A 20,726-nucleotide genomic window follows, 5' to 3' on the forward strand; every position below is an offset into this window, starting at 1 on the left:
GAGAGGAGGGCGGGTCGGGCCTCCGGTCGGCGTTACCAGGGCTTAGATTAGAACTTCTTCACCTCGATTTGATACCGGCGGATGGCATAACCAATCTGACGTGGTGTGAGGCCTAGAAGGCGGGCCGCTTTGGCCTGAACCCAGCCGGATCTCTCCATCGCGTCGATCAGCCGTTCGCGCTCAGTCAGACGCGCACCGATTGCGGGGCAGGCAGGATCGTTCGGATCACAAGCTTTGGAGGAGACCTCGCCTAGAGAGGCGCCGGCGCACCCGGCCGCAAACGGGGATCCACCCGACACTGTGCTCTCTCTGGTGGGCTCACCGCTGCCCATATCGCCAAATGAACCGTTGGATCCCTTCCACAGAAGCGCAGAGTGGCACTGGCTGTTCTTGCAGGCGAAATCCGAAGAAACGATCGTCGTTGACGGCGCGAGAGTTGCCGTCCTTCGCACGCAGTTTTCTAGTTCACGGACGTTCCCGGGGAAGCGGCATTGCGAGATTACGTCAAGCGCCGAGGGCGCGAATGTCAGTTCGCGGCCATTCTCCTTGTTGAATCGCTTGAGGAAGACTTTCGCAAGGCGAGAAATGTCGCCGGGTCGATCCCTGAGCGGCGGCAACACAATCGGCACTACATTGATGCGGTAATAAAGATCAGCCCTGAACTCTCCATTGGCGACAGCCGTTTCGAGATTCTTGTTGGTGGCGCATATGAGCCGAACGTCGACCTTTAGCGTTCTGGTGCCGCCAACCCGCTCCAGTTCACCTTCCTGCAAGACGCGCAACAGCTTGGCCTGAAATGTAGGCGAGATTTCGCCAATCTCGTCAAGCAACAGTGTTCCGCCGTTTGCCAGTTCGAAACGGCCCGCGCGCTGCGAGATGGCCCCGGTGAAGGCACCCTTCTCATGCCCGAACAGCTCCGATTCAAGAACGCCTTCGGGCAGTGCGGCGCAGTTCAATCTTACAAAGGGCTTCTTCCTTCGAGGTGAAAGCTCATGGATGGCCTGTGCAAAGAGTTCCTTGCCGGTGCCGCTTTCGCCCCGCAGGAGTACGGTGGTATTGGTCGGGGCCACGGCCGAAACGGTTGCGAGCACCTCCTTGACTGCGGGGCTTTCCCCGACGATCCAGTCGATCTTGGCAGGCAGCCGCCCGCCGATGTCGTTCCTCTCACCGTCGGGAGAGTTCTCGTCCCTGCGTTGCTCCTCTGTGAGCCGCTTATCATCGATGCCAAAACTGCGATGGAGCCAGATCGTCTGGCCGACAAGGTTGGCGATCAGTGTGAGAAAGCCGACGTCATCGTCATAGGGAATGTTGGTGGTGTCGCCCCTGACGCGAACGATCGATAATGTGCCAAGTATTTTGCGCTCGGCCTTTACCGGAACACCGATAAAGCGGCCCGGGATGGTGGTGCCGCTTGGAGACGCTTGACGGTCGGGCTGAAGGAGCTCCGACTTGCTGGCATCCTGTATGACGACCGGTGCTCCGGTAGCAACGATCGCGTCTATTGCGGCCCGGGATACAACTCGGCCGCTGCCGGAATGAGGTGAGGGTGTAATGCCCGCAGTCGCGACAATTTCGGGCTCGGTTTCATTTTCCAGGACGACGATTGCTGCGTCACGCATTTCCAGCATCGAGGAGAGGATGTTCACGACATTGGTGAGCGTGATCTCCAGCCGGGTAGGTGCGGTCAGGACTTTCGATATCTGGTAAATTCCGCTGACAAAGGGATCCGCCTTGTTTTTTGTGCCTGATTCAGACCGCCCTCCTTCTTCGAACCGACCGTGCAGCATGTGAGCCATTGAAATTCCTCAGTGGTTGCCATCACGTGGAAAACACACGGATCTTCTTCCCCTCAGGTTTTCCAGCTTGTCTTTTGGGAAACTGGTGAAGAGACAGATGGACTTGTAGTTGAAGGTGGCGATGATCTTGCCGCCGATCACCTTATCGCGAGAGCGGACAACATTGTCCGTCCAGATGTCATTGCCTACGGATCTGCTCGTTGTCGGTGTAAACGCCCGGCAATTGGATGGCTTCGATGGCGGGAATATCCCGAATACCGTAGCCTACCGCCACGTCGGCAAAGTCGACGATGCTGGAACGCAGGCTACGGATGATTTCCGAGCCTGAATGGCCCAGTTCCCGCAGCTTAGAAACCTGCATGTCGAGCTGGCTGTCGGTGCGCTTCTTCAGTTTGTCAGAAGCCATGTCCATCGTAGGCTCCAGCTCGCGCCGAGCCGGTGGTTCGTCAAGGCCTTCCGCAGGATCTTTTCCTGGGCGGTGGCGGGAGGCGGCGATAGCCGTGACGCCCGTCGCAAGCACTAATCCCGTGGAAGCGTTTCCAACTAGGTTCAGAAATGAACCGCGATCGTAGGTCATTGTCTCTGCTCCAAGTGAACCGGTATGCCACCACCGATCTGGCATCATTCGCACTTCGAATGGATCGTTCTCAAAGGACGCGTCCCTCCAACGGCTGTCCAGTGAGCTTCGCGCGCCTCTGCAATCCTCTTTGGAAGCGCTTCCAAGCTTCCTACCCCCCGCTGCATAAAACCGTCAAGAAAAATTTGGAAGCGCTTCCAACATGCGTTTTCCATGTGTATCTTCAATTTCAAAGACGTTTCGATCACAAGCCGTGCAGGAGCCGAAAAGGCCGATGGGAATTGCCGGAAAGAATGGGGCAGGGGCGGTGCGCATCGCAGATGTCGCGCGCCATGCGGACGTCGGAGCGGGAACCGTTTCGCGGGTGTTGAACGGCTCGCCCAACGTGACCGCTCAGACCCGGGAAAGGGTGATGGCCGCTATCCAGGAGCTCGGGTATGTGCCCAATCTGGTCGCGCGGGGCCTTGCGGCGAACAGAACCGGCGTTGTGGCTGCAATCATCCCGGTTCTCGGTTACGCCCAGCATTCGGAAGTGATCCAGGGAATGCTCGAGGGCCTGAAACCCTACGGGATAACGGTCATGATCGGTTCGAGCGGCTACTCCGAAGAAGGGGAAGAACGGGTCGTAGAAGCGTTCCTTGCCCGCAGGCCGGACGCCATCTACGTAACCGGCGGGCGGCACAGCGCCCGAACGCGGGAGCTGCTGAAGAGCAGCGGAATCCCGGTGATCGAGGGAAGCAATCTGCACGACAATCCGATCGACACCGTGATCGGCTATTCGAACTTCGACGCGGCTCGAAAATTGACGGCGCGCCTGTTCGCGAGCGGTCGCAAGCACGTCGCGCATGTGACGTTCTCGACCGACCCAAATGATCGTATTGCAGATCGCCTCGAAGGCTATCGAGCGGCTTGCCGCGAGCTGGGTCTGCCGGACGATCTCTTCATTGAGACCACAAACAGTTTCGAGGGCGGCGCCAAGGCACTTCGGACAATACTGGACAGCTGGCCGGAGGTCGACGGAATCTTCTTTGTTACCGACGTGCTTGCGGTCGGCGCCCTGCACGAATGTCAGCGGCGAGGTATCGCTGTTCCCGAGCACTTCGCCATTTGCGGCTTCGACGACTTGCCGATCGCTGCGTCGGTCGTTCCGGCCCTGACGACGGCACGCATAGGCCCCGTTTCGATGGGCCGGAAGATTGCCGAGGTTATCCTGGCCCGCATCAAGGGAGAGGCAGACGTCGACAAGCGCATCGACGTAGGTTTCCAAATTATCGAGCGAGAAAGCGCGGTGCTTGGTCCGAAGCCGCCGTGAAGCGGCGGCCGGCGTTCCCTCGCGGAACGCTTTCCGATTTTGCCCCGTGTCGATCGCCGGCTCCACAGTGTCATTGATCGACCTACTTCCGCAACAGCGAACATGACAATCGCGGTCGCTGCGCCGCCTCAAACCACCGTTTAAGAAACATGTTGATCGGATATGCTCGCATCTCCAAAGCCGACGGCTCCCAGTCCCCTCGACCTGCAGCACGACGCCCTACGCGCCGCCGGCGTTGAGCAGGACAATATCTATGAGGATCGCGCTCCGGTAGCCGTGATGATCGACCCGATCTGTCCGGCTGCCTCAAATCGTTGCGCTCCGACGGTGTGCTGGTTGTCTGGAAGATTGATCGTCTCGGGCGCTCGCTAACCCATCTCGTCAACACGGTGGAAGATTTGTCCGACCGCAAGATCGGTTTGCGGGTGCTAACTGGAAAAGGAGCTGAGATCGACACCACGACTGCATCCGGTCGAATGGTGTTCGGTATCTTCTCTACGCTGGCCGAGTTCGAGCGGGATCTGATCCGTGAGCGCAAGCTGGCTGGTCTTGCCGCAGCTAGAGCACGAGGTCGCAAAGGCGGTCGCAAATTCGCGCTCACCAAAGCGCAAGTTCGCCTCGCCCAGGCCGCATCGCGCAGCGCGATACATCTGTCTTCCATCTCTGCAAGGAACTCGCGATCGAGCGCGTCACCCTCTACCGGTATGTCGGCCCTGAAAGCGAACTCAGGGCCTATGGCAGATGGCTTCTGGGTCAACCGCAACCGGAGCAATCGAATGCCGTTGACTCATAAACTGATTACAATTTTGGGTATGCGCATTGCCTTAACCCTCTCCGCCTTCGTAGCAGATGCAAACGCGCAGCTGCGGCAGATCACCGATGCGGCTTCTGGAACAGCAACTGTCGTCGCGACGCGGCTCGGAGCTTTCCGGCGGTCAGCGCCAGAGGGTTGCAATCGCGCAAGCTTTGGCTTCTGAGCCAAAAGTCCTTGTCTGCGACGAGCCTGTTTCGGCTCTCGACGTCACGACACAGGCGCACGTGCTTGATCTTCTTTCAGATCTTCAGCGCAGCCTGGGGCTGGCGATGATCTTCATCTCGCATGATCTTCGCGTCGTGCAGCAACTTTGCCACCGCATCGCCGTGATGAAAGAAGGCCGGATCGTCGAGACGGGGACGGTCGAGGAGATATTTGAAACGCCGAAGGCAAGATATACGCAGGCAACTCCTGGCCGCCTTGCCGCAACTGCCGGCGAGATGATCTATGCCTGTGTTTAGCCTTGCGTCTGAATAGTCGTGCGGCGTCTACATTGTGATCATCGAACGCGGCGGCCGCATCAATTCGCCGTGGCTACCTTCGCGGACTGACGCTGCAAACCGAAAAGTGAGACTTCGCGATCGGCCCCGATGCTGATGGGGCGTCTCGGCAATGCGCCGACCGGCCGGTAAGCCGGATGGTCTTCGCATTCACGGGCGCGGCGGTCCGGCGAAGGTCTCTGCGGATGATCGAGGAATGGTGATCGCAGGCAGGCCACATGCAGGACGTCAGCGGATGAGCCTTCGCTCGAGAAAGGTCTGCATGTCACGACGTCCGTCCGCGATGCAGTAGACGATGACATCGGTGCCCATGATGCGGTAGATCATGCGCCAGGGCTTATGGTGCAGTTCCCGATATTCGGAGAGCCTGATACTCGCCAGCTCTTTCGGAATGTTTTCGCGGGCGGGGAACTCTTCGAGATCGGCGCAGGCGCTCTCGATCTCGCTCAGGATGCGCTCTGCCGTGTCGGTACCGTCGCGGCCGGCGATGAAACGATAGAGATCCTCGATGTCGCGTTCCGCGTCCCGGCGAAAGAACACGATACGGCATCAGGACTGGCTGTCGGCCAGACGTTTGCGGATGCGGGCGAAGGTTTCGGCAGCAGGCCGCAGCTTGCCCTCATCGACCTGCCGGTTGGTGAGCGCCAGCACTTTCTAGAGCGCCAGCGTCTCCTGCGTTTCTTCGTATTGACCGACATCCTGAAGGATCGCTTTCGCCTCGCCGTGAAGGGTAATGACAACAGGATGGGGATTATCCTTCAACGTCCGGATGATCTCGGGCGCATGCGCCTTGAGATAGCTGATCGGCTTGACCTGGTCTGACAGTTTCATGCAGGTCGCTCCATTTTGACCAGAGTATAAATCAACAAATGGTTGATTGTAACGTCGGCTCGTTCCCGTAGAGCTGCATTCCTGACGCGTGACCCTGCGGCTGCTTTTTTCCTCGCAATGTCTGCGAAAGAGAATGTCATTTCTTATAATAAGGTTTGTCTACTGATTTTATGGACTAAAGCTTGTAATCAGCGATCGGATCCTGGTGTTATGCCCTACCTCCTCAGCCTTCTCGACAAAAGCCCGATCGAACAGGGCCACACCGCCGCGGATGCTTTGCAGGCGACGGTAAAGCTTGCCATCCGGGCCGAGGAGCTCGGCTATCACCGGTTCTGGGTCGCCGAGCATCACAACATGTCCAATCTGGCGAGCTCCTCGCCGGAGGCGCTGATAGCCTACCTCCTTGCCAGGACCTCGAAAATCCGTATCGGCTCCGGCGGCGTCATGTTGCAGCACTATAGTGCCTACAAGGTTGCCGAGACCTTTAATCTTCTGGCATCGCTTGCGCCCGGCCGCGTCGATCTCGGCGTCGGCAAGGCGCCGGGCGGCTTTCCGCTCGCAACGCGCGCCCTGCAGCTTGCCGCCGATCCGGCCAGCAGGCCGGATTTTACGGACCAGCTTTCGGACCTCAACACCTATCTTGCCGCCGACCCGAATTACAACGGTGCGCAAGCGACGCCATTTCCGCCGACCGCTCCCGAGCGCTTCCTGCTCGGCGCCAGCGTCGAAAGCGCCGAACTCGCTGCCGCGAAGGGCTGGGAGCTCGTCTTTGCCGGCCACCTGAATGGCGATCCTGACAATCTGCGCAAGACCTTCGAGACTTACGAGCGCGCATCCGGTGGCAAGCGCCCGATCCTGGCGCTCGCAGCCTTTGCCGCCGAAAGCGAAGAATATGCCCGCGCGCGCGTCGGCAATCTGCGGGTTATCAAGGTGTTCCTGCCGAACGGTCAGACCGTCAATGTCGGCAGCGAGGAACAGGCCGCCGAATTTGCTCGCCAGGCTGGTGTCACCGATTATCGCACCGAGGAAAAGGTGCCGAGCGTCCTGCACGGCACGGCAAAGCAGATCCGCAAGGAACTGGACGAGTTTCACCGCCGCTACGGCGTCAAGGAATTCGTGCTCGATACGCCGGCGCTCTCGGCTTCCGAGCGCCTCGCCTCCATCGAGCTGCTCGCGAAAGAGCGGCTTTCTCTCGTCGCCTGATCGTTTCCAAGGAGGATTGATCGCATGGCTCAAAAAAAGATCACGTTCGGCATCATTCTGCAGGGCGCAGGCGGCAACATGAATGCTTGGAAGCATCCGAGCGGACCGGCGGATGCCAGCATCAATTTCGAGTTCTTGAAAATAACGGCACTAAAGGCGGAGGCGGCTGGCATCGCCTTCGCTTTCGTGGCCGATGGCCTCTACATCAACGAAAAGTCGATCCCGCATTTCCTCAACCGTTTCGAGCCGCTGACGATCCTTTCTTCGCTGGCAACCGTGACGTCGAAGATCGGTCTCGCGGGCACGGTTTCGACCTCCTACAGCGATCCGTTCACCGTCGCCCGCCAGTTCGCTTCGCTCGACCTCTTGAGCGGCGGTAGGGCCGGCTGGAATGCGGTGACGACGCCGCTCGAGGGTACGGCGAAGAACTACAGCCGCCCGCATCCGGAACACGCGCTACGCTACGAGATGGCGCATGAATATCTCGAAGTCGTCAAAGGTCTCTGGGACAGTTGGGACGACGATGCCTTCGTGCGTGACCGTGCAAGCGGAAAATTCTTTGATCGCGAGAAGCTGCATCGGCTCGATCACAAGGGGCGCTTCTTCCAGGTGGAAGGACCGCTCAATATCCAGCGCTCGCCCCAGGGCCAGCCGGTCATCTTCCAGGCGGGTTCGTCGGATGCCGGCATAAGCCTTGCCGGCAAGCACGCCGATGCCGTCTTCACCCATGCCGTTTCGCTCGAAGACAACCAGACCTTCTCCCGGCGAGTACGGCAGGCGGCCGTGGCGCAGGGGCGTTCGGCGGACGATGTGAAGATCTTCCCCGGTATCGGACCGATCGTCGGCACAACCCAGGCCGAGGCGGAAGAGAAATACCAGGTCATCCGCAATCTCATTTCGATCGAGGAGGCGCTCGCCTATCTCGGCCGCTTCTTCGACCATCACGATTTTAGCGTCTACGATCTCGATGAGCCGTTCCCGGAACTCGGCGATATCGGCAAGAACAGTTTCCGCTCGACCACTGACCGGATCAAGCGAACCGCCAGGGAGAAGGGCCACACGCTGCGCGAGGCGGCGCTCGAGGCCGCGACGCCGCGCGAAGGCTTCGTCGGCACGGCCGAAGCCATTGCCGACGAGATCATCGACTGGGTGGAGAAGGATGGCGCAGACGGTTTTATCCTCAGCTTCCCGGTAATTGCCGAGGGCCTGGACGACTTCATCCGGCTGGTCATTCCGATCCTACAGGAACGCGGCAACTTCGATCCGCATCTTGAAGGCCAGACGCTGCGGGATCACCTAGGACTGCCACGGCGCGGAAGCGTTTATGCGGCCGGCCAGTCTGCGGCGGAAAAGGCGCGAGCCTGAGACATTGACGAGGTAAACGGCTCGCGCCGGTGCGCGGCGCAACCTTTGGGAAGCAAAACCATGAACATCCAGACTGACGGCGCGCGTCATCGCGACGACGCCGAACGGATAATCCTTGCCTCGATCGACGAGTTCGTCGCCATCCGGCGCGACCTGCATCAATATCCCGAACTCTCCTTCCATGAGGGGCGGACGTCCAGGCTCGTGGCCAAGTACCTGCTCTCCTACGGCTACGAGGTAACGGAGGGTGTCGGCGGTTATGGAGTGGTCGCGACGCTCAGGCGGGGGCCGGGTGGCAAGCGCATCGGCATCCGTGCGGATATCGATGCGCTGCCGATCGAAGAGGCGACAAATCTCGTCTATTCGAGCCGAAACCCGGGCGTCATGCATGCCTGCGGTCATGACGGGCACACAACGATCCTGCTCGCCGCGGCCCGGTATCTCGCCGAACACGGCAAATTCTCCGGCACGCTGACGCTAATCTTCCAGCCGGCCGAGGAAGTCGGCGCCGGCGCCCGCAAGATGATCGAGGACCGGCTGTTCGAGCGCTTTCCCGTCGATGCGGTCTTCGGCCTGCACAATTGGCCGGGTGTTACGGCGGGCCAGTTCGGCTTCGTCGAAGGGCCGGCCATGGCCTCCGTCGACCAGGCTTTGATCCGCATCATTGGCAGGGGCGGCCATGGCGCCGCACCGCACGAGACCGTCGATCCGGTGCTCGCCTCCGCCTCCTTCATCACCGCATTGCAGAGCATCGTCGCCCGCAATGTCGATCCGCTCGAAATGGCGGTGCTGACCGTCGGCTCAATCCATGGCGGCTCGGCCTCCAACATCATCCCGGAAAGCGTCGAGCTGAAGCTGACGGCGCGGGCCTATTCCGAGGTGGTTCGCGACAAGCTGGAGGAACGCGTCCCGGTCTTGGCGCGCGCCCAGGCGGAGAGTTTTGGCGCCCAGGCGGAAGTGAAGTACCGCCGTGGTTTTCCGGCCGTGGTCAACCATCCCGAGGAAACACGTTTTGCCCGCCGCGTCGCCGAAGGAAGCTTTCCGGCGGAACAGGTGGCAAAGGATTTCAGGCCGCGCACGGCGAGCGAGGATTTCGCCTACATGCTGCACGCGAGGCCGGGCTCCTACCTGTTCGTCGGCAATGGCGACAGTGCTGCCCTTCACAGTCCGCAATACGATTTCAACGACGAGATCATTGTGCCTGCCGCCCGATTCTGGGCGCGACTTGCCGAGACCTTCCTGTCGTGATCAGCCAAAGGAGCGAAAATGAGCGATCGATTCCTCTATACAACGCCGCTTGATCCGCTGGCCAAGCCGCTGATCGACGAACTGATCCATGAATATGACAGCCGTTACGGCAGCTATTTCAATGCCGAAGGTGCTGCGGCCGAACTGAACCGCTATCCTCCTGAGGCCTTTGCGCCGCCTCACGGCAATTTTCTCCTGTTGATCCGCGATGGCCAAACCATCGGCGGCGGCGCTTTCAAGCACTACGACGAGCGCACGGCCGAGTTCAAACGCATCTGGACGCGCTCGGATCTGCGCCGCCAGGGCCTTGCCCGCAAGGTGCTGGTGGAGCTGGAGGCACAGGCGGCCCGGCAAGGCTATACCCGCATTTACCTGACGACCGGTTTCCGCCAGCCCGAAGCCGTCGGCCTTTATCTGAACTACGGCTACACCGCTCTCTTCGACACGGCCGTCGATCCAGAGGTCTACAAAAGCCTGCCCTTCGAGAAAGACATCACCCACCTCGTTCCGTCGGTTTTCGAAACCGAAGCGGCCAAACCGCGCCTGCGCGTGGCCGGCGCAAGTCTCTGAAAACGGCAAAGGCCGGTAACCGCAAAGGGCAACAAGCATGGCACTGACGACGGATTTCGCGGGCATCAAGCCCGACAGCAGGACGGCAGAACCGAGGCAGGATCATTCCCGGTATCGCATCGTCCCGGCGCGCCATCCGGAGCGGCTGGCAGGCACGTTATTCGCCGCCGTTGTCATCATCGCCGTGCTCTATTCTACCTTCACCAATCCGCGCTGGGGTTGGGGCGTGTTTGCGGATTGGTTTTTTGCGGAGCCGGTGCTCGTCGGCCTTGGCAGGACGCTGCTCCTGACCGCGCTTGCCGCCATGTCGGGTTCCATCCTCGGAACCGCTCTGGCGCTCGCCCGCGTTTCCAAATCGCCGCTGCTTTCCGGTCTCTCGTGGGGATATATTTGGCTGCTGCGCTCGATCCCCGTCATTGTGCTGCTGCTGATCCTGAACAATCTCGGCTACCTCTACGAGACGATCAAAATCGGCATCCCCTTCACCGACACGGTCTTCCTTGACTATCCCACAGTGCAGCTGCTGACGCCCTTTGCCGCTGCCTTCCTCGGGCTCACGCTCAACCAGTCGGCCTTTTTCGCCGAGATCGTCCGCGGCGGCATCCTCTCGGTCGATCACGGTCAATTGGAGGCCGCCGCCGCTCTCGGTCTGCCGCGCCGCCGGCAAGCCTTCCGCATCGTGCTGCCCCAGGCCATGCGCTCCATCCTGCCGACCGGCTTCAATGAACTCATCGGTTTGGCGAAAAGCACCTCGATGGTCTACGTGCTGGCGCTGCCGGAGCTGTTCTACACGGTCCAGGTGATCTACCGCCGCAATCTCGAAGTCATTCCGCTGCTGATGGTCGCGACCGTCTGGTACTTGATCATCATGACCGTGTTGTCGGTCGCCCAGTACTATATCGAACGCTATTTCTCCAAGGGCGCCGTGCGCAACCCGGCGCCGCTGCCCTTCCAGGCATTCTTCGACCGTTTCCGCCGCCCGCTGCCTGTCCTCAATCTCGCGACCGATAGAGTCCGCAATACCGGCTTCCATGATGCGGCGGCCCTGCGGGCAGCGGGCGGAACGGTGCGGATCCACGGTATCTCCAAAAGCTTCGGTTCGCTGAAGGTGCTTGACGATGTCGAGCTCAATTTGCCGGCCGGCAGCGTGACCGCCGTGCTCGGCCCCTCTGGTTCAGGGAAGTCGACGCTGCTGCGCGTCATCAATCATCTGGAACGGGTGGACGAGGGTTTCATTTCGGTCGACGGAGATTTCGTCGGCTACAGAAGAAAGGGCGACACGCTCTACGAGCTGAAGGAGAAGGACATCCTCAAAGGCCGGGCCGACATCGGCATGGTCTTCCAGAGCTTTAATCTCTTTCCGCATCTGACCGTGTTGGAAAACCTGATCGAAGCACCGATCCAGGTCCGCGGCGTCGGCCGGCAGGAAGCGGTGCAACTGGCGCAGGAACTGCTTGCTCGCATCGGCCTCAGCGACAAGATCAACGCCTATCCGCGCCAGCTCTCCGGCGGCCAGCAACAGCGGGTGGCGATCGCCCGGGCGCTGGCGCTTCGCCCGAAGGTGCTGCTCTTCGACGAGCCGACCTCCGCGCTCGATCCCGAGCTTGTCGGCGAGGTGCTCTATCTCATCAAGGAACTGGCCCGCACCGGCACGACGCTCGTCATCGTCACGCATGAAATCGGCTTTGCCCGGGAAGTCGCCGATACGGTCGTCTTCATGGACAGCGGCCGCATTCTGGAGGCTGGACCGCCGGCCCGCATCTTCACGCAAGCGGAGCATCCCCGGACACGCGAATTCCTCGCCAAGGTTCTCTAGCGCTGGCCAGCGCTGGTGAAATGCCGGGCCGCGACTGGCTGCTCCGGTTGAATAACAACCACGACAACTCAAAACGAAATGGAGAAGGGGCATGACATTTGCAGATAGGGCAAGGCTTCTCATAGCGGGAGCTGTAACCATTGGCGCGATCGGGTTTGGTTCCGCTCAGGCGCAGCAGAAATTCGATCTCAGCCCGGAGCAGCCGAACCGGGTGCGCGTCGAAAAGAACGAGAAGCGCGTCGCCGAAATCAAGGACTTCAAGTTTGTCGAAAATGGCGTCTTCACCGTCGGCATCAGCACGAGCGGGAATCTGCCGCTGCATGATTATGCCTCCGATTCCAAGACCGTCATCGGCTACGACGTCGATCTGGCGCAGGCGATTGCCGACAGCCTCGGGCTGAAGCTCAATCTCGTTTCCGTCGCCTGGGCCGATTGGCCGCTCGGACTGACGTCCGGCAAGTTCGATGCAGTGATTTCGAATGTGACGGTGACGGAGGAGCGCAAGGAGAAATTCGACTTCTCGACCTACCGCAAGGACGAGCTCGGCTTCTACGTCAAGGCCGACAGTGCGATCACCTCGATCAAGGAACCGAAGGATATTGCCGGGCTGAGGGTCATCACCGATGCCGGCACCAACCAGGAGAAGATCCTGCTGGAATGGGACCGCCGGAACGTCGCGGCCGGCCTGAAGCCGATCGAGGTGCAATATTACGACGACGACGCGGTCAAGGACCTGGCTGTCCAATCCGGCAGAGCTGATGCCGTCTTCAGCGTCAACGCAACGCAGGCCTACGCCTCGGGACTGAACGGCAAGACCAAGCTTGTCGGCACGGTGAGCGGCGGCTGGCCGATCACGGCCGAGATCGCGGTGACCACGCGCAAGGACAGCGGTCTGGCGGCTCCTCTGACTGCCGTCATTAATGACCTGATCGCCAGCGGCGCCTACAAGACGATCCTCGATACTTGGAATCTCGGCCCCGAGGCGATCGACAAGGCTCAGACCAATCCGCTCGGTCTGCCGAAGAGCGGCTCCTGATTGCTTCCTACCGGGCCGGCCGGGATTCGGGCCGGCCCATCCTGCCTGACAATTTGGAGATAGAAGACGATGATTGCCCTTCCGGCATTCCGGACCTTGTTGATTGCTGCGACGGCGCTTGGCCTTTCCTTCAGCGCTGGCCATGCGGCCGATGATTTCGACCTCGGTCCACAACAGCCGGGCCGGCTTCATGCCGCGAGAAATGATGCGGCGATCGCGGCGATCCCGAAGGATTTCAAGTTCGTCACCCCGGGCAAGCTCACCATCGCTGTCAGTCCCGGCGGCCCGCCGCTTGCGACTTATGCTACGGACGCCAAGACCGTGATCGGAGCAGATCCCGACTATGCCTACGCCATCGCCGACAGCCTCGGCCTGACGCTCGAAATCCTGCCGGTCGCCTGGATCGACTGGCCGCTCGGCCTCACCTCGGGCAAGTATGATGCTGTCATCTCCAATGTTGGGGTCACCGAGCAGCGCAAGGAGAAGTTCGATTTCTCCACCTACCGCCAGGGCCTGCACGGCTTCTTCGTGAAATCCGACAGCCCCATCGCCTCGATCAAGGAACCGAAAGATGCCGCCGGCCTCAGGGTCATCGTCAGCGCCGGCACCAACCAGGAGCGCATCCTCTTGAGGTGGAGCGACGAAGACGTCGCCGCCGGCCTGAAGCCGATCGAACTGCAATATTACGACGACGAGGCGGCAAGCCTGATCGCGCTCCATTCGGGCCGGGCCGACGTCATTGTTCAGCCGCACGCGCAGCTCGTCTTCATCGCCGCGCGCGACAAGAACATCAAGCGCGTCGGCACGCTGAGCGCCGGCTGGCCCGATCGTTCGGACGTGGCGATCGCCACCCGCAAGGGGAGTGGGCTCGCCGATGCGCTGACCATCGCCACCAACGGCCTGATCAGGGACGGCACCTACGTCGAAATCCTCCACCATTGGCATCTGACCGAGGAAGCCTTGCCGTCATCCGAGACCAACCCGCCCGGCCTACCGAAATACTGAGGATCGGACGGCACGGACGGGAAGAATGACATGAGCGACCGCACCATATCGATCAACCATATCGGCCTCCTCACCCCCGGCAATTATCCTGACGACGATCCCCTGCAGGGACTGGAGCAGACGCTCCAGCAACTGCAATATGGAGAGGAGCTGGGCTTCGATAGTGCCTGGGTCCGCCAGCGGCATCTGGAGCCGGGGATCTCTTCCGCAAGCGCCTTCCTGGCGGCGGCCACACAGCGAACCAGCCGGATCGAGCTCGGAACCGCGGTCATTCCAATCGCCTATGAGAGCCCCTATCGGCTGGCCGAAGATCTCGCCACCGTCGCTGTTCTCTCGCGCGGGCGGCTGAATATCGGCGTCAGCGCCGGAAAGCCGCTGCACGCCGAGCTGATTGGCCCGCTCGCCTTCGACGGCGACTGGACGAGTTATGATTTCTCGCATGATCGCGTGTTGCGCTTGGCCGACAACCTGCGCGGCACCCATCTCGGAGACGAACAGACCTTGATCAAGACGCCCTTCGGTCCGCAGCGGCCGCGCCTGTCGATCGCCTACGCCCTTCCACAACACAGTGAGGAACATTATCAGTGACCAAATCGTTGGAATACTTCTTTTCGATCGGCTCACCCTGGTCCTACATCGGCTTCGACGCCCTTACCGAACTTGCGGCGAACAACGACGTCGTCATCACGCCCTATCTGACGACGGTGGTCGAGGAAAATGGCGGGATCTTCTCGCGCAACCGCCCCGAGATCCGGCGTGCCTACGGGACGCGGGACCTCAAACGCTGGGCGCGCGTACGCGGCAAGGAATTGCGGCTCGAAAACCGCCCGGATTTGAGCGATCCGACGCCGGCCTCTTTCTTTGTGATCGCCGCCAATCTCGACGGGCAGGATTGGACCGGCGTCGCCCGCGCCTTGCAGCATGCCTTCTGGAGCGATGCGAGTGACATCGGCAACCCCGATGTGCGCGAGGCGATCATAACTGCAGCAGGGTTCGATGGCGCGGCGCTGCTCAGGCGAGAGGCCGACGACGATGTCCAGAACAAGTGGTCGGCGGACCGCGTGCATGCGCGCGACAGCGGCGTCTTCGGTTTCCCCACCTATGTCTATGATGGCGAGATCTATTGGGGGCAGGACAATCTACCCTTCCTCGAACGTCATCTTCGCGGTGACAGGCCTTAGGTCAACTTCAGGCCTATCTTCTTGCGTCCAGGACGGGGGACTCTCGCGGGCGCCGATTTGGGTGTCTTTCCGAGGCCGGCGGCACGAGCGAGTTCCGAACGCTTGCGGGCATAATTCGGAGCAATCATTGGGTAGTCGGCTGGAAGATTCCATTTCTCCCGATATTGCTCCGGCGTGAGCCCAAACTTTGCCATCAGGTGTCGCCTAAGGGATTTGAACTTCTTGCCGTCCTCCCTTGCGTTGTAGAAGCTGATGCAAACGTCGACGGTCGGAAAGGGTGAGCTGCAAATAGCACTGCGACATGCAAGAATCTCCAAGGGGCAAGCCATTGTTTTTATTGCCATGTCGCACTTGGAAATAGAATGTACCCCCCCTACATGAGATGTGGCGGCCAGGTTGAAATGTCCGCCGTGGCGCAAAGTAAAAATGTCACTTTGGATACGTCTTCAGCCATTTAGAAATACGACACTCGGCATGTCCACTTGCGCTGAGGCAAGCCCCCGACCGGACCGGCTGGGCCGGGTTGCAAGGGAAGGGAGGGGGCGGCTGAAGGGCACCCCTTCGGCTTTAGCTTTCTCAGTTTCAATTGTTGCGTTCCTGGTAGATGTTGCTGGCAGCTGAATGTGCAGGGCCAGGATCTCGCGATGCTTCCGGAAATCAAGCTGATGGGTGACGTCGATGTCGCCGCGCTGTCGCCACTGCTTCGCGGCATGGCCATGACTGTTTCCTACGCCGAGACCCAGGGAGGCATCGGTCTGACCGCGTCGGGGGCGATGAACCGCAAGTTCGTCCACTGGGCCGCTGTTCACTTCGATTGGCCCGGCTACACGTCGGACGACTTGTACAGCCTCAACAAGGTTCTCAACGAAGCCGATATGCCGCCGCTTTTGGTCGTCCGTGACATGCTCAAGCACTTACGGCTTCTTCGGCGGCGAAAGGACGTACTGGTACCAACCCAACGCGGCCGAGACTTTCTGGCGAGACCGCAGGCCTTCTTCGATCTGATCGCGACGGATTATCTTTATGCTTATATCCACTACGGGCAGACGCAGGAGGCTGTCCGTAATCGGATGCGTTGGTGGCACGTCTTTCTCAATCTTATCAATATGAAAGCAAAAACGGGCTGTTCGCTGGACGACCTGGCGAACGAGCTATTCCCGAGCGAGTCGTACCCGGAGCCAGCAGAAATGACTGTCGAAACCTGGGCGGAAAGGTCGGCGCTCCGCTACGATGTCATTCGCCCGCTGTGCTGGCTGGGTTTGCTGCATGAAGATCGCCAGGGCCTGACGATTTGGCAGCATGGAACCTACCATAAGACACCGTTGTGGGCTGCGTGTTTAAAGCTGGAATCAGACATGCAGTCCGAGTTTATTCTCCATTGAACTGTGCCGGGTAGGGTTGCCCTTGCTCCACCGGACTTCGCTGGGAAAGCGCCTGTCGCCGCCGAGTAATGACCGCTGGATCGGTCATGAAATCCGTTCGCTTGCCCGGCTTGCGGCCCCGCGGTTTGTAGCCAATCTTCTCGCTGTTCGTCTTCACGGCCGGCTTCGTCGGCTGCTCCTGACGTTCCTTGATGTAGGCCAGGACGTCACCGAGCCGCTTGTTCTCGGTGATCGCCGCATGCGTCACCCGCTGGTCCTTGTCGAATGTTCTGTAGGGTAGGGAATGGCCCTTCCAGCGCACATCCAGCCTGCCGTCGGCAAGCGCGTAGGTCTCGACATAGCGACCGACCAGCCCGCGCGTCACCTCGGTCTCCTCCAGCATGATCCGCTGGCGCTCGTAGGAGAACGTCAACTGGGCACCGACATAACGCTGCTCACGTTTGCACAGGACGTCGCGCAGCCGATCCGGGGCAAGGTTCAGCGGCCGATGCAGATCATCAGATCGGGCAGGGGTAACGGCAAACTGGCGGTTATAGCGCTCCATGAACCGAGGCAGGAAAGCGTTGCCGTCGTCCATGCCGCAGATGCCCTCCAGGCGCAGATCCTTGATCAACCGGTCCTGTAGCGTCCGGTTCATCCGCTCGACTCGGCCCTTGGCCTGGCTCGAGTTTGCGCAAAGAATCTCGATGTTTAGCTCACAAAGCGCCCGGCCGAACTGCGTCATGCGCTGACCGCCCTTGGCATCCTTCTTCGCAACCCGGAACACCGAATGCTTGTCGGAATAGAAGGCGACTGGAGCACCATGCGCCTTCAGATAGAGCTCCAGCGCCTCGAAATAGCTGAACGCACTTTCCGATCGTACAAACCGCAACTGCATCAGCTTGCCGGTCGCATCATCGATGAACACCAGCAATGAACATGGGTCACCGCGATCTTCGAACCAACGATGCTCGGATCCATCGATTTGCACCAGTTCACCATAGGCCTCGCGCCGCAACCGCGGCTGATGAAACGTCCGCCGCTGCTTGCGCGACAACCACAGGCCGGCCTCCGCCATCCATTGGCGCAAGGTCTCGCGTGACACCGTCAGGCCATCAAGCTCCGCAAGCTTCTCGGCCGCCAGCGTCGGACCAAAGTCCACATAGCGCTCGCGCACGATCGCCATGGCATAATCGCGCACGCCATCGCAAATCCGATTGTTCGACGGGCGGCCGATCGCCTTGTGCCGGATCGATGCCGCACCGCCAGCGCTGATCCGATCCAACAGACGACGCACCTGGCGGGTACTCAGATCAAGCACATGTGCCGCCGACACCAACGTCATGCGCCCGGCGATCACCTTCGACAAAATCTCGATCCGCTGCAGGTCACGCTCGCTCATCGCAATCAATCCCATCCGCAATCTCCCACGTCATTGAAAACGCGGCGAGAGTGACATTCTTACTTTGCAGAAACAGGACACTTTAACTTTGCGGTGTAAGTTCACGCCGAATTGCGACTTGCGCGTGTAATGCTAGCCGACACGCCGCATTTGCGCGAGCAGTTTCTTGCGGAAGACTTCGGCGGGCGTTCGGTAGCCCAAGCACTTGCGCGGTGTCGAGTTGAGCCGATCGCAGATGTCCTTCAGCTCGCCGTCGGTGATCGACAGGGGATCCACCTCTCTCGAAAGCCATTTGCGAACTCGGCCATTGGTGTTCTCGACCGTGCCTTTCTGCCAGGGCGACTGCGGGTCGCAGAACCACGTCTGTGTTCCGATGCCAGCCTGCAGATAGGTCCATTCGCTGAACTCGGTGCCGCGGTCGAAGGTGATCGAGCGTCGAGCAGCGTGGGGCAGGGGTTGGAGCACCTCGATCAGCCCGTCCATGATCGGCTTCGATTGCCGGTCGTTGTTGCGCAGGAAGACCGCAAAGCGGCTGACCCGCTCGACCAGTGAGGTCACGTTGGCCTTGCCGAACCTCTTGCGAAACTGAATGAGGTCGCACTCCCATGTGTGGATACCCCGGGCGATGCAAGGGCTTTTCGGATAGTTTGAACGTGAGATCGGGTGCGGTCATGTGTCAGGCCTCTATTGAAGCGGCCTTCTATTTGCCGCGGGCCGGTATGGCGATGCGAAGGTCGGGTCCATATCAATGGCGCGGGCGCGAAGCCCTCTGGGAGTGCCTGGTTTTCCTGACCTCGATCTTGTCGATCCGTTGTCCTTACTTTCCGAAGTCCTCCTCACATCATCGGTAATGCTTAGTTTCGGCGTTACGCCGAAACAGGCACATCCCGATATTCCTCATCTCTTGTCATCATCGCCCAGATCGCGCGCGCTGTTTTGTTCGCAAGCGCGATCGCAACCAACAGGCGCGGTTTGCGTTCCAGCATCTGTTTGAGCCAGGATCCACTCGGCGCCCCGTTTTTCAACGCCCAGCGGATGCGCGTCATGGCTCCAATGATCAGAAGCCGTCTGATGTCGCGCTGTCCCATTTTCGATGTGCGTCCTAGTTTCTGACGACCGCCGGTCGACTTTTGTAACGGCACCAGCCCGAGCCACGCTGCGAAGTCGCGCCCGCGTTGGAAGCTGTTCATGTCCGGGCCGAAAGCTTTGATTGCCATTGCGCTGACAGGGCCGATCCCAGGCGCGGTCTGCAGACGGATCGCTTCGGGATCACGCTTGGCCTCTTCTTTCATCTGCCGCTCGACGGCAGCAATCTTTTCGTTACAACCTCGAAGCTGGTCAAGGTGAAGACGTGCGAGTTCAACGACCAGCAAAGGCAGCGGCGTATCGGGGTGTTCGATCTCACGCTCCAGTTTCCGTACAAAAGTGAGACCGGCCGGGATGGCGACCCCATATTCCATGAGGTGGCCGCGCAATGCATTGACGATTTGGTTGCGCTGGCGGACCAAGAGATCGCGAGTCTTGAATACCATGGCCCGCGATTGCTGCTCAGCGGTTTTCACCGGCACGAAGCGCATGGTCGGTCGGACCGCAGCCTCGCTGATTGCCTCAGCATCGGCCGCATCATTCTTATGCCTTTTGACAAACGGCTTCACGTAGATCGGCGGAATAAGTCGAACCTCATGGCCCATAGCACCGATCTCTCGCCCCCAATAATGTGATGAAGCACAGGCCTCCATCGCCACGATCGTTGGCGGATGGCTCGCAAGAAAGGTGCGCAGCTGACCTCGCGTTAGCTTCTTCCGGAACAGCGGTCTGCCGGTAGCGTCTGCACCATGCAGTTGGAACACGGATTTAGCCAAGTCTATCCCGATTACAGCGGCGCTCTCCATGAATAGCTCCCATATAAACGTTGAACCTAGGCAGCATGATATATCGCGCTGCCGCCGAGGAGGGGTATCCACACCATCAATGGCCGAACTGCTTGCGTTCGGCGACAGTGTCAGGACGGTGAAGAATGTTGAGTTCCGGGCTGAAGCGGCGACCGTGACGCCGTCGGGCATGCCGCGGCCTGCGCCGCGCACGACGCTCCGGCAGGTGCCGCCACAGCTTGATGGCCTGGCCGTCTGCGGAATAGGCAAACTTGTAGATCGTCTCGTAACTGACGCAGATCGGATGGCGCTCCAGCCGCATGCGGCCGGCGATCTGCTGTGGCGACCAGCCATGCATGATCCGCTCGATCACCGATTGGCGCACATGGGAGAAGCGGGCGAGCTTGCGCAGCTTGGCTCTGCGCTCACGTGCCATCTCGTTGGCAGTCACGCAATAGTAGCCGCTCAGATCCGGCATCTGCGGATCCTCAAAAGCATTCCGCTTGAGCTCACGGAAAATCGTCGAACGGTGCCGGCCGAGCTTCTCGGCAATGACGGTGACGCTGAGGCCGGCCGCTCGCCAGCGAGCGATCCTGCGACGTTCATCCATATCGATCTGGGAGTAGGTGCGTCTCATGAGCCATTCCTTGCGTGTGATAACCCATTGGTATCTATCGCAAGTCGCACTTCATCCTTGAACCCACCCGGCTACATGAGATGTCACAGCTATTTAAAGATGAGACAAAGTAGTCAACTTAGAAACGCGACATCATCCTATCGTTTATTACTGCGATTTCAAGCGGGCATATTTGATTAATACACAGACGCAAGCCGCCGT

14 protein-coding genes and 8 pseudogenes are annotated in these 20,726 nt (G+C 60.1%); 13 read left to right on the forward strand and 9 right to left on the reverse strand.

The genetic code is table 11. The features are described 5' to 3' along the window. Positions 1–47 precede the first annotated feature (47 nt). Positions 48–1,796: a nif-specific transcriptional activator NifA gene (gene nifA, locus RB548_RS22425; protein WP_408642435.1), complete on the reverse strand. Its 1,749-nt coding sequence runs from the start codon at positions 1,794–1,796 to the stop codon at positions 48–50. Positions 1,797–1,974: 178 nt separating this feature from the next. Then, positions 1,975–2,373, reverse strand: coding sequence for a type 2 periplasmic-binding domain-containing protein (locus RB548_RS22430; RefSeq protein WP_331375253.1), 399 nt, complete (start codon positions 2,371–2,373; stop codon positions 1,975–1,977). A gap of 274 nt (positions 2,374–2,647) precedes the next feature. Between RB548_RS22430 and RB548_RS22435 the strand changes: the two genes are divergently transcribed. The 3 genes and pseudogenes from RB548_RS22435 to RB548_RS22445 all read left to right on the forward strand — a co-directional run. Beyond that, a complete protein-coding gene (locus RB548_RS22435) occupies positions 2,648–3,685 on the forward strand; it encodes a LacI family DNA-binding transcriptional regulator (RefSeq protein ID WP_331375254.1) in 1,038 nt (345 codons plus the stop codon). A 149-nt stretch (positions 3,686–3,834) separates the two neighbouring features. After that, positions 3,835–4,478: pseudogene (locus tag RB548_RS22440) on the forward strand (recombinase family protein). 95 nt (positions 4,479–4,573) lie between these two features. After that, positions 4,574–4,960 (forward strand): annotated as a pseudogene (locus RB548_RS22445) (ATP-binding cassette domain-containing protein); the annotation flags it as partial. 267 nt (positions 4,961–5,227) lie between these two features. Here RB548_RS22445 and RB548_RS22450 read toward each other — a convergent pair. Both RB548_RS22450 and RB548_RS22455 read right to left on the reverse strand, forming a co-directional pair. Next, positions 5,228–5,549: pseudogene (locus RB548_RS22450) on the reverse strand (type II toxin-antitoxin system RelE/ParE family toxin). Next, positions 5,549–5,830, reverse strand: a pseudogene (locus RB548_RS22455) (type II toxin-antitoxin system Phd/YefM family antitoxin). Before RB548_RS22455 ends, RB548_RS22450 begins: the two co-directional pseudogenes overlap by 1 nt. Positions 5,831–6,040: 210 nt before the next feature. Here RB548_RS22455 and RB548_RS22460 point away from each other — a divergent pair. The 9 genes and pseudogenes from RB548_RS22460 (at position 6,041) to RB548_RS22500 (ending at position 15,254) form a co-directional block, all read left to right on the forward strand. After that, positions 6,041–7,033 carry an LLM class flavin-dependent oxidoreductase gene (locus tag RB548_RS22460; RefSeq protein WP_331375256.1) on the forward strand — a complete coding sequence of 331 codons (993 nt, stop codon included), beginning with the start codon at positions 6,041–6,043 and terminating at the stop codon, positions 7,031–7,033. Positions 7,034–7,057: 24 nt separating this feature from the next. Next, a complete protein-coding gene (locus tag RB548_RS22465) occupies positions 7,058–8,398 on the forward strand; it encodes an LLM class flavin-dependent oxidoreductase (RefSeq protein WP_331375257.1) in 1,341 nt (446 codons plus the stop codon). A gap of 60 nt (positions 8,399–8,458) precedes the next feature. Next, entirely contained in the window at positions 8,459–9,646 is a 1,188-nt protein-coding gene (locus tag RB548_RS22470; RefSeq protein WP_331375258.1) for a M20 aminoacylase family protein, read from the forward strand. 18 nt (positions 9,647–9,664) lie between these two features. Next, positions 9,665–10,216 (forward strand): GNAT family N-acetyltransferase, encoded by a 552-nt coding sequence (locus tag RB548_RS22475; protein WP_331375259.1) that lies wholly within the window; start codon positions 9,665–9,667, stop codon positions 10,214–10,216. 37 nt (positions 10,217–10,253) lie between these two features. Continuing rightward, a complete protein-coding gene (locus RB548_RS22480; RefSeq protein ID WP_331375260.1) occupies positions 10,254–12,032 on the forward strand; it encodes an amino acid ABC transporter permease/ATP-binding protein in 1,779 nt (592 codons plus the stop codon). Between the two features lie 91 nt (positions 12,033–12,123). Continuing rightward, positions 12,124–13,068, forward strand: a complete 945-nt coding sequence (locus RB548_RS22485; RefSeq protein ID WP_331375261.1) for an ABC transporter substrate-binding protein — start codon at positions 12,124–12,126, stop codon at positions 13,066–13,068. Between the two features lie 69 nt (positions 13,069–13,137). Continuing rightward, positions 13,138–14,073 (forward strand): ABC transporter substrate-binding protein, encoded by a 936-nt coding sequence (locus RB548_RS22490; RefSeq protein WP_331375262.1) that lies wholly within the window; start codon positions 13,138–13,140, stop codon positions 14,071–14,073. A gap of 30 nt (positions 14,074–14,103) precedes the next feature. Then, positions 14,104–14,613, forward strand: a pseudogene (locus RB548_RS22495) (LLM class flavin-dependent oxidoreductase); the annotation flags it as partial. Between the two features lie 44 nt (positions 14,614–14,657). Continuing rightward, positions 14,658–15,254: a 2-hydroxychromene-2-carboxylate isomerase gene (locus RB548_RS22500; protein ID WP_331375263.1), complete on the forward strand. Its 597-nt coding sequence runs from the start codon at positions 14,658–14,660 to the stop codon at positions 15,252–15,254. Here the strand turns inward: RB548_RS22500 and RB548_RS22505 are convergent. Continuing rightward, positions 15,251–15,487, reverse strand: a pseudogene (locus RB548_RS22505) (MucR family transcriptional regulator); the annotation flags it as partial. The gene RB548_RS22500 and the pseudogene RB548_RS22505 sit on opposite strands and share 4 nt — an antisense overlap. Before the next feature lie 411 nt (positions 15,488–15,898). Between RB548_RS22505 and RB548_RS22510 the strand changes: the two are divergent. Next, the gene (locus RB548_RS22510; RefSeq protein WP_331375264.1) at positions 15,899–16,636 is read left to right on the forward strand and encodes a hypothetical protein; all 738 of its coding nucleotides are present in this window, start codon (positions 15,899–15,901) and stop codon (positions 16,634–16,636) included. On the opposite strand, the gene RB548_RS22515 is transcribed toward RB548_RS22510, so the two are convergent. The 4 genes and pseudogenes from RB548_RS22515 to RB548_RS22530 form a co-directional block, all read right to left on the reverse strand. After that, positions 16,623–18,032: an ISNCY family transposase gene (locus RB548_RS22515; protein ID WP_331375265.1), complete on the reverse strand. Its 1,410-nt coding sequence runs from the start codon at positions 18,030–18,032 to the stop codon at positions 16,623–16,625. The two genes, RB548_RS22510 and RB548_RS22515, sit on opposite strands and share 14 nt — an antisense overlap. 117 nt (positions 18,033–18,149) lie before the next feature. Continuing rightward, a pseudogene (locus RB548_RS22520) lies at positions 18,150–18,623 on the reverse strand (IS30 family transposase); the annotation flags it as partial. A gap of 260 nt (positions 18,624–18,883) precedes the next feature. Next, entirely contained in the window at positions 18,884–19,909 is a 1,026-nt protein-coding gene (locus RB548_RS22525) for an IS110 family RNA-guided transposase (RefSeq protein ID WP_331375266.1), read from the reverse strand. Positions 19,910–19,988: 79 nt separating this feature from the next. Continuing rightward, positions 19,989–20,525: pseudogene (locus tag RB548_RS22530) on the reverse strand (IS30 family transposase); the annotation flags it as partial. Positions 20,526–20,726 lie beyond the last annotated feature (201 nt).

This window comes from Sinorhizobium chiapasense (assembly GCF_036488675.1).
GTDB classification, from domain to species: Bacteria; Pseudomonadota; Alphaproteobacteria; order Rhizobiales; family Rhizobiaceae; genus Sinorhizobium; species Sinorhizobium chiapasense.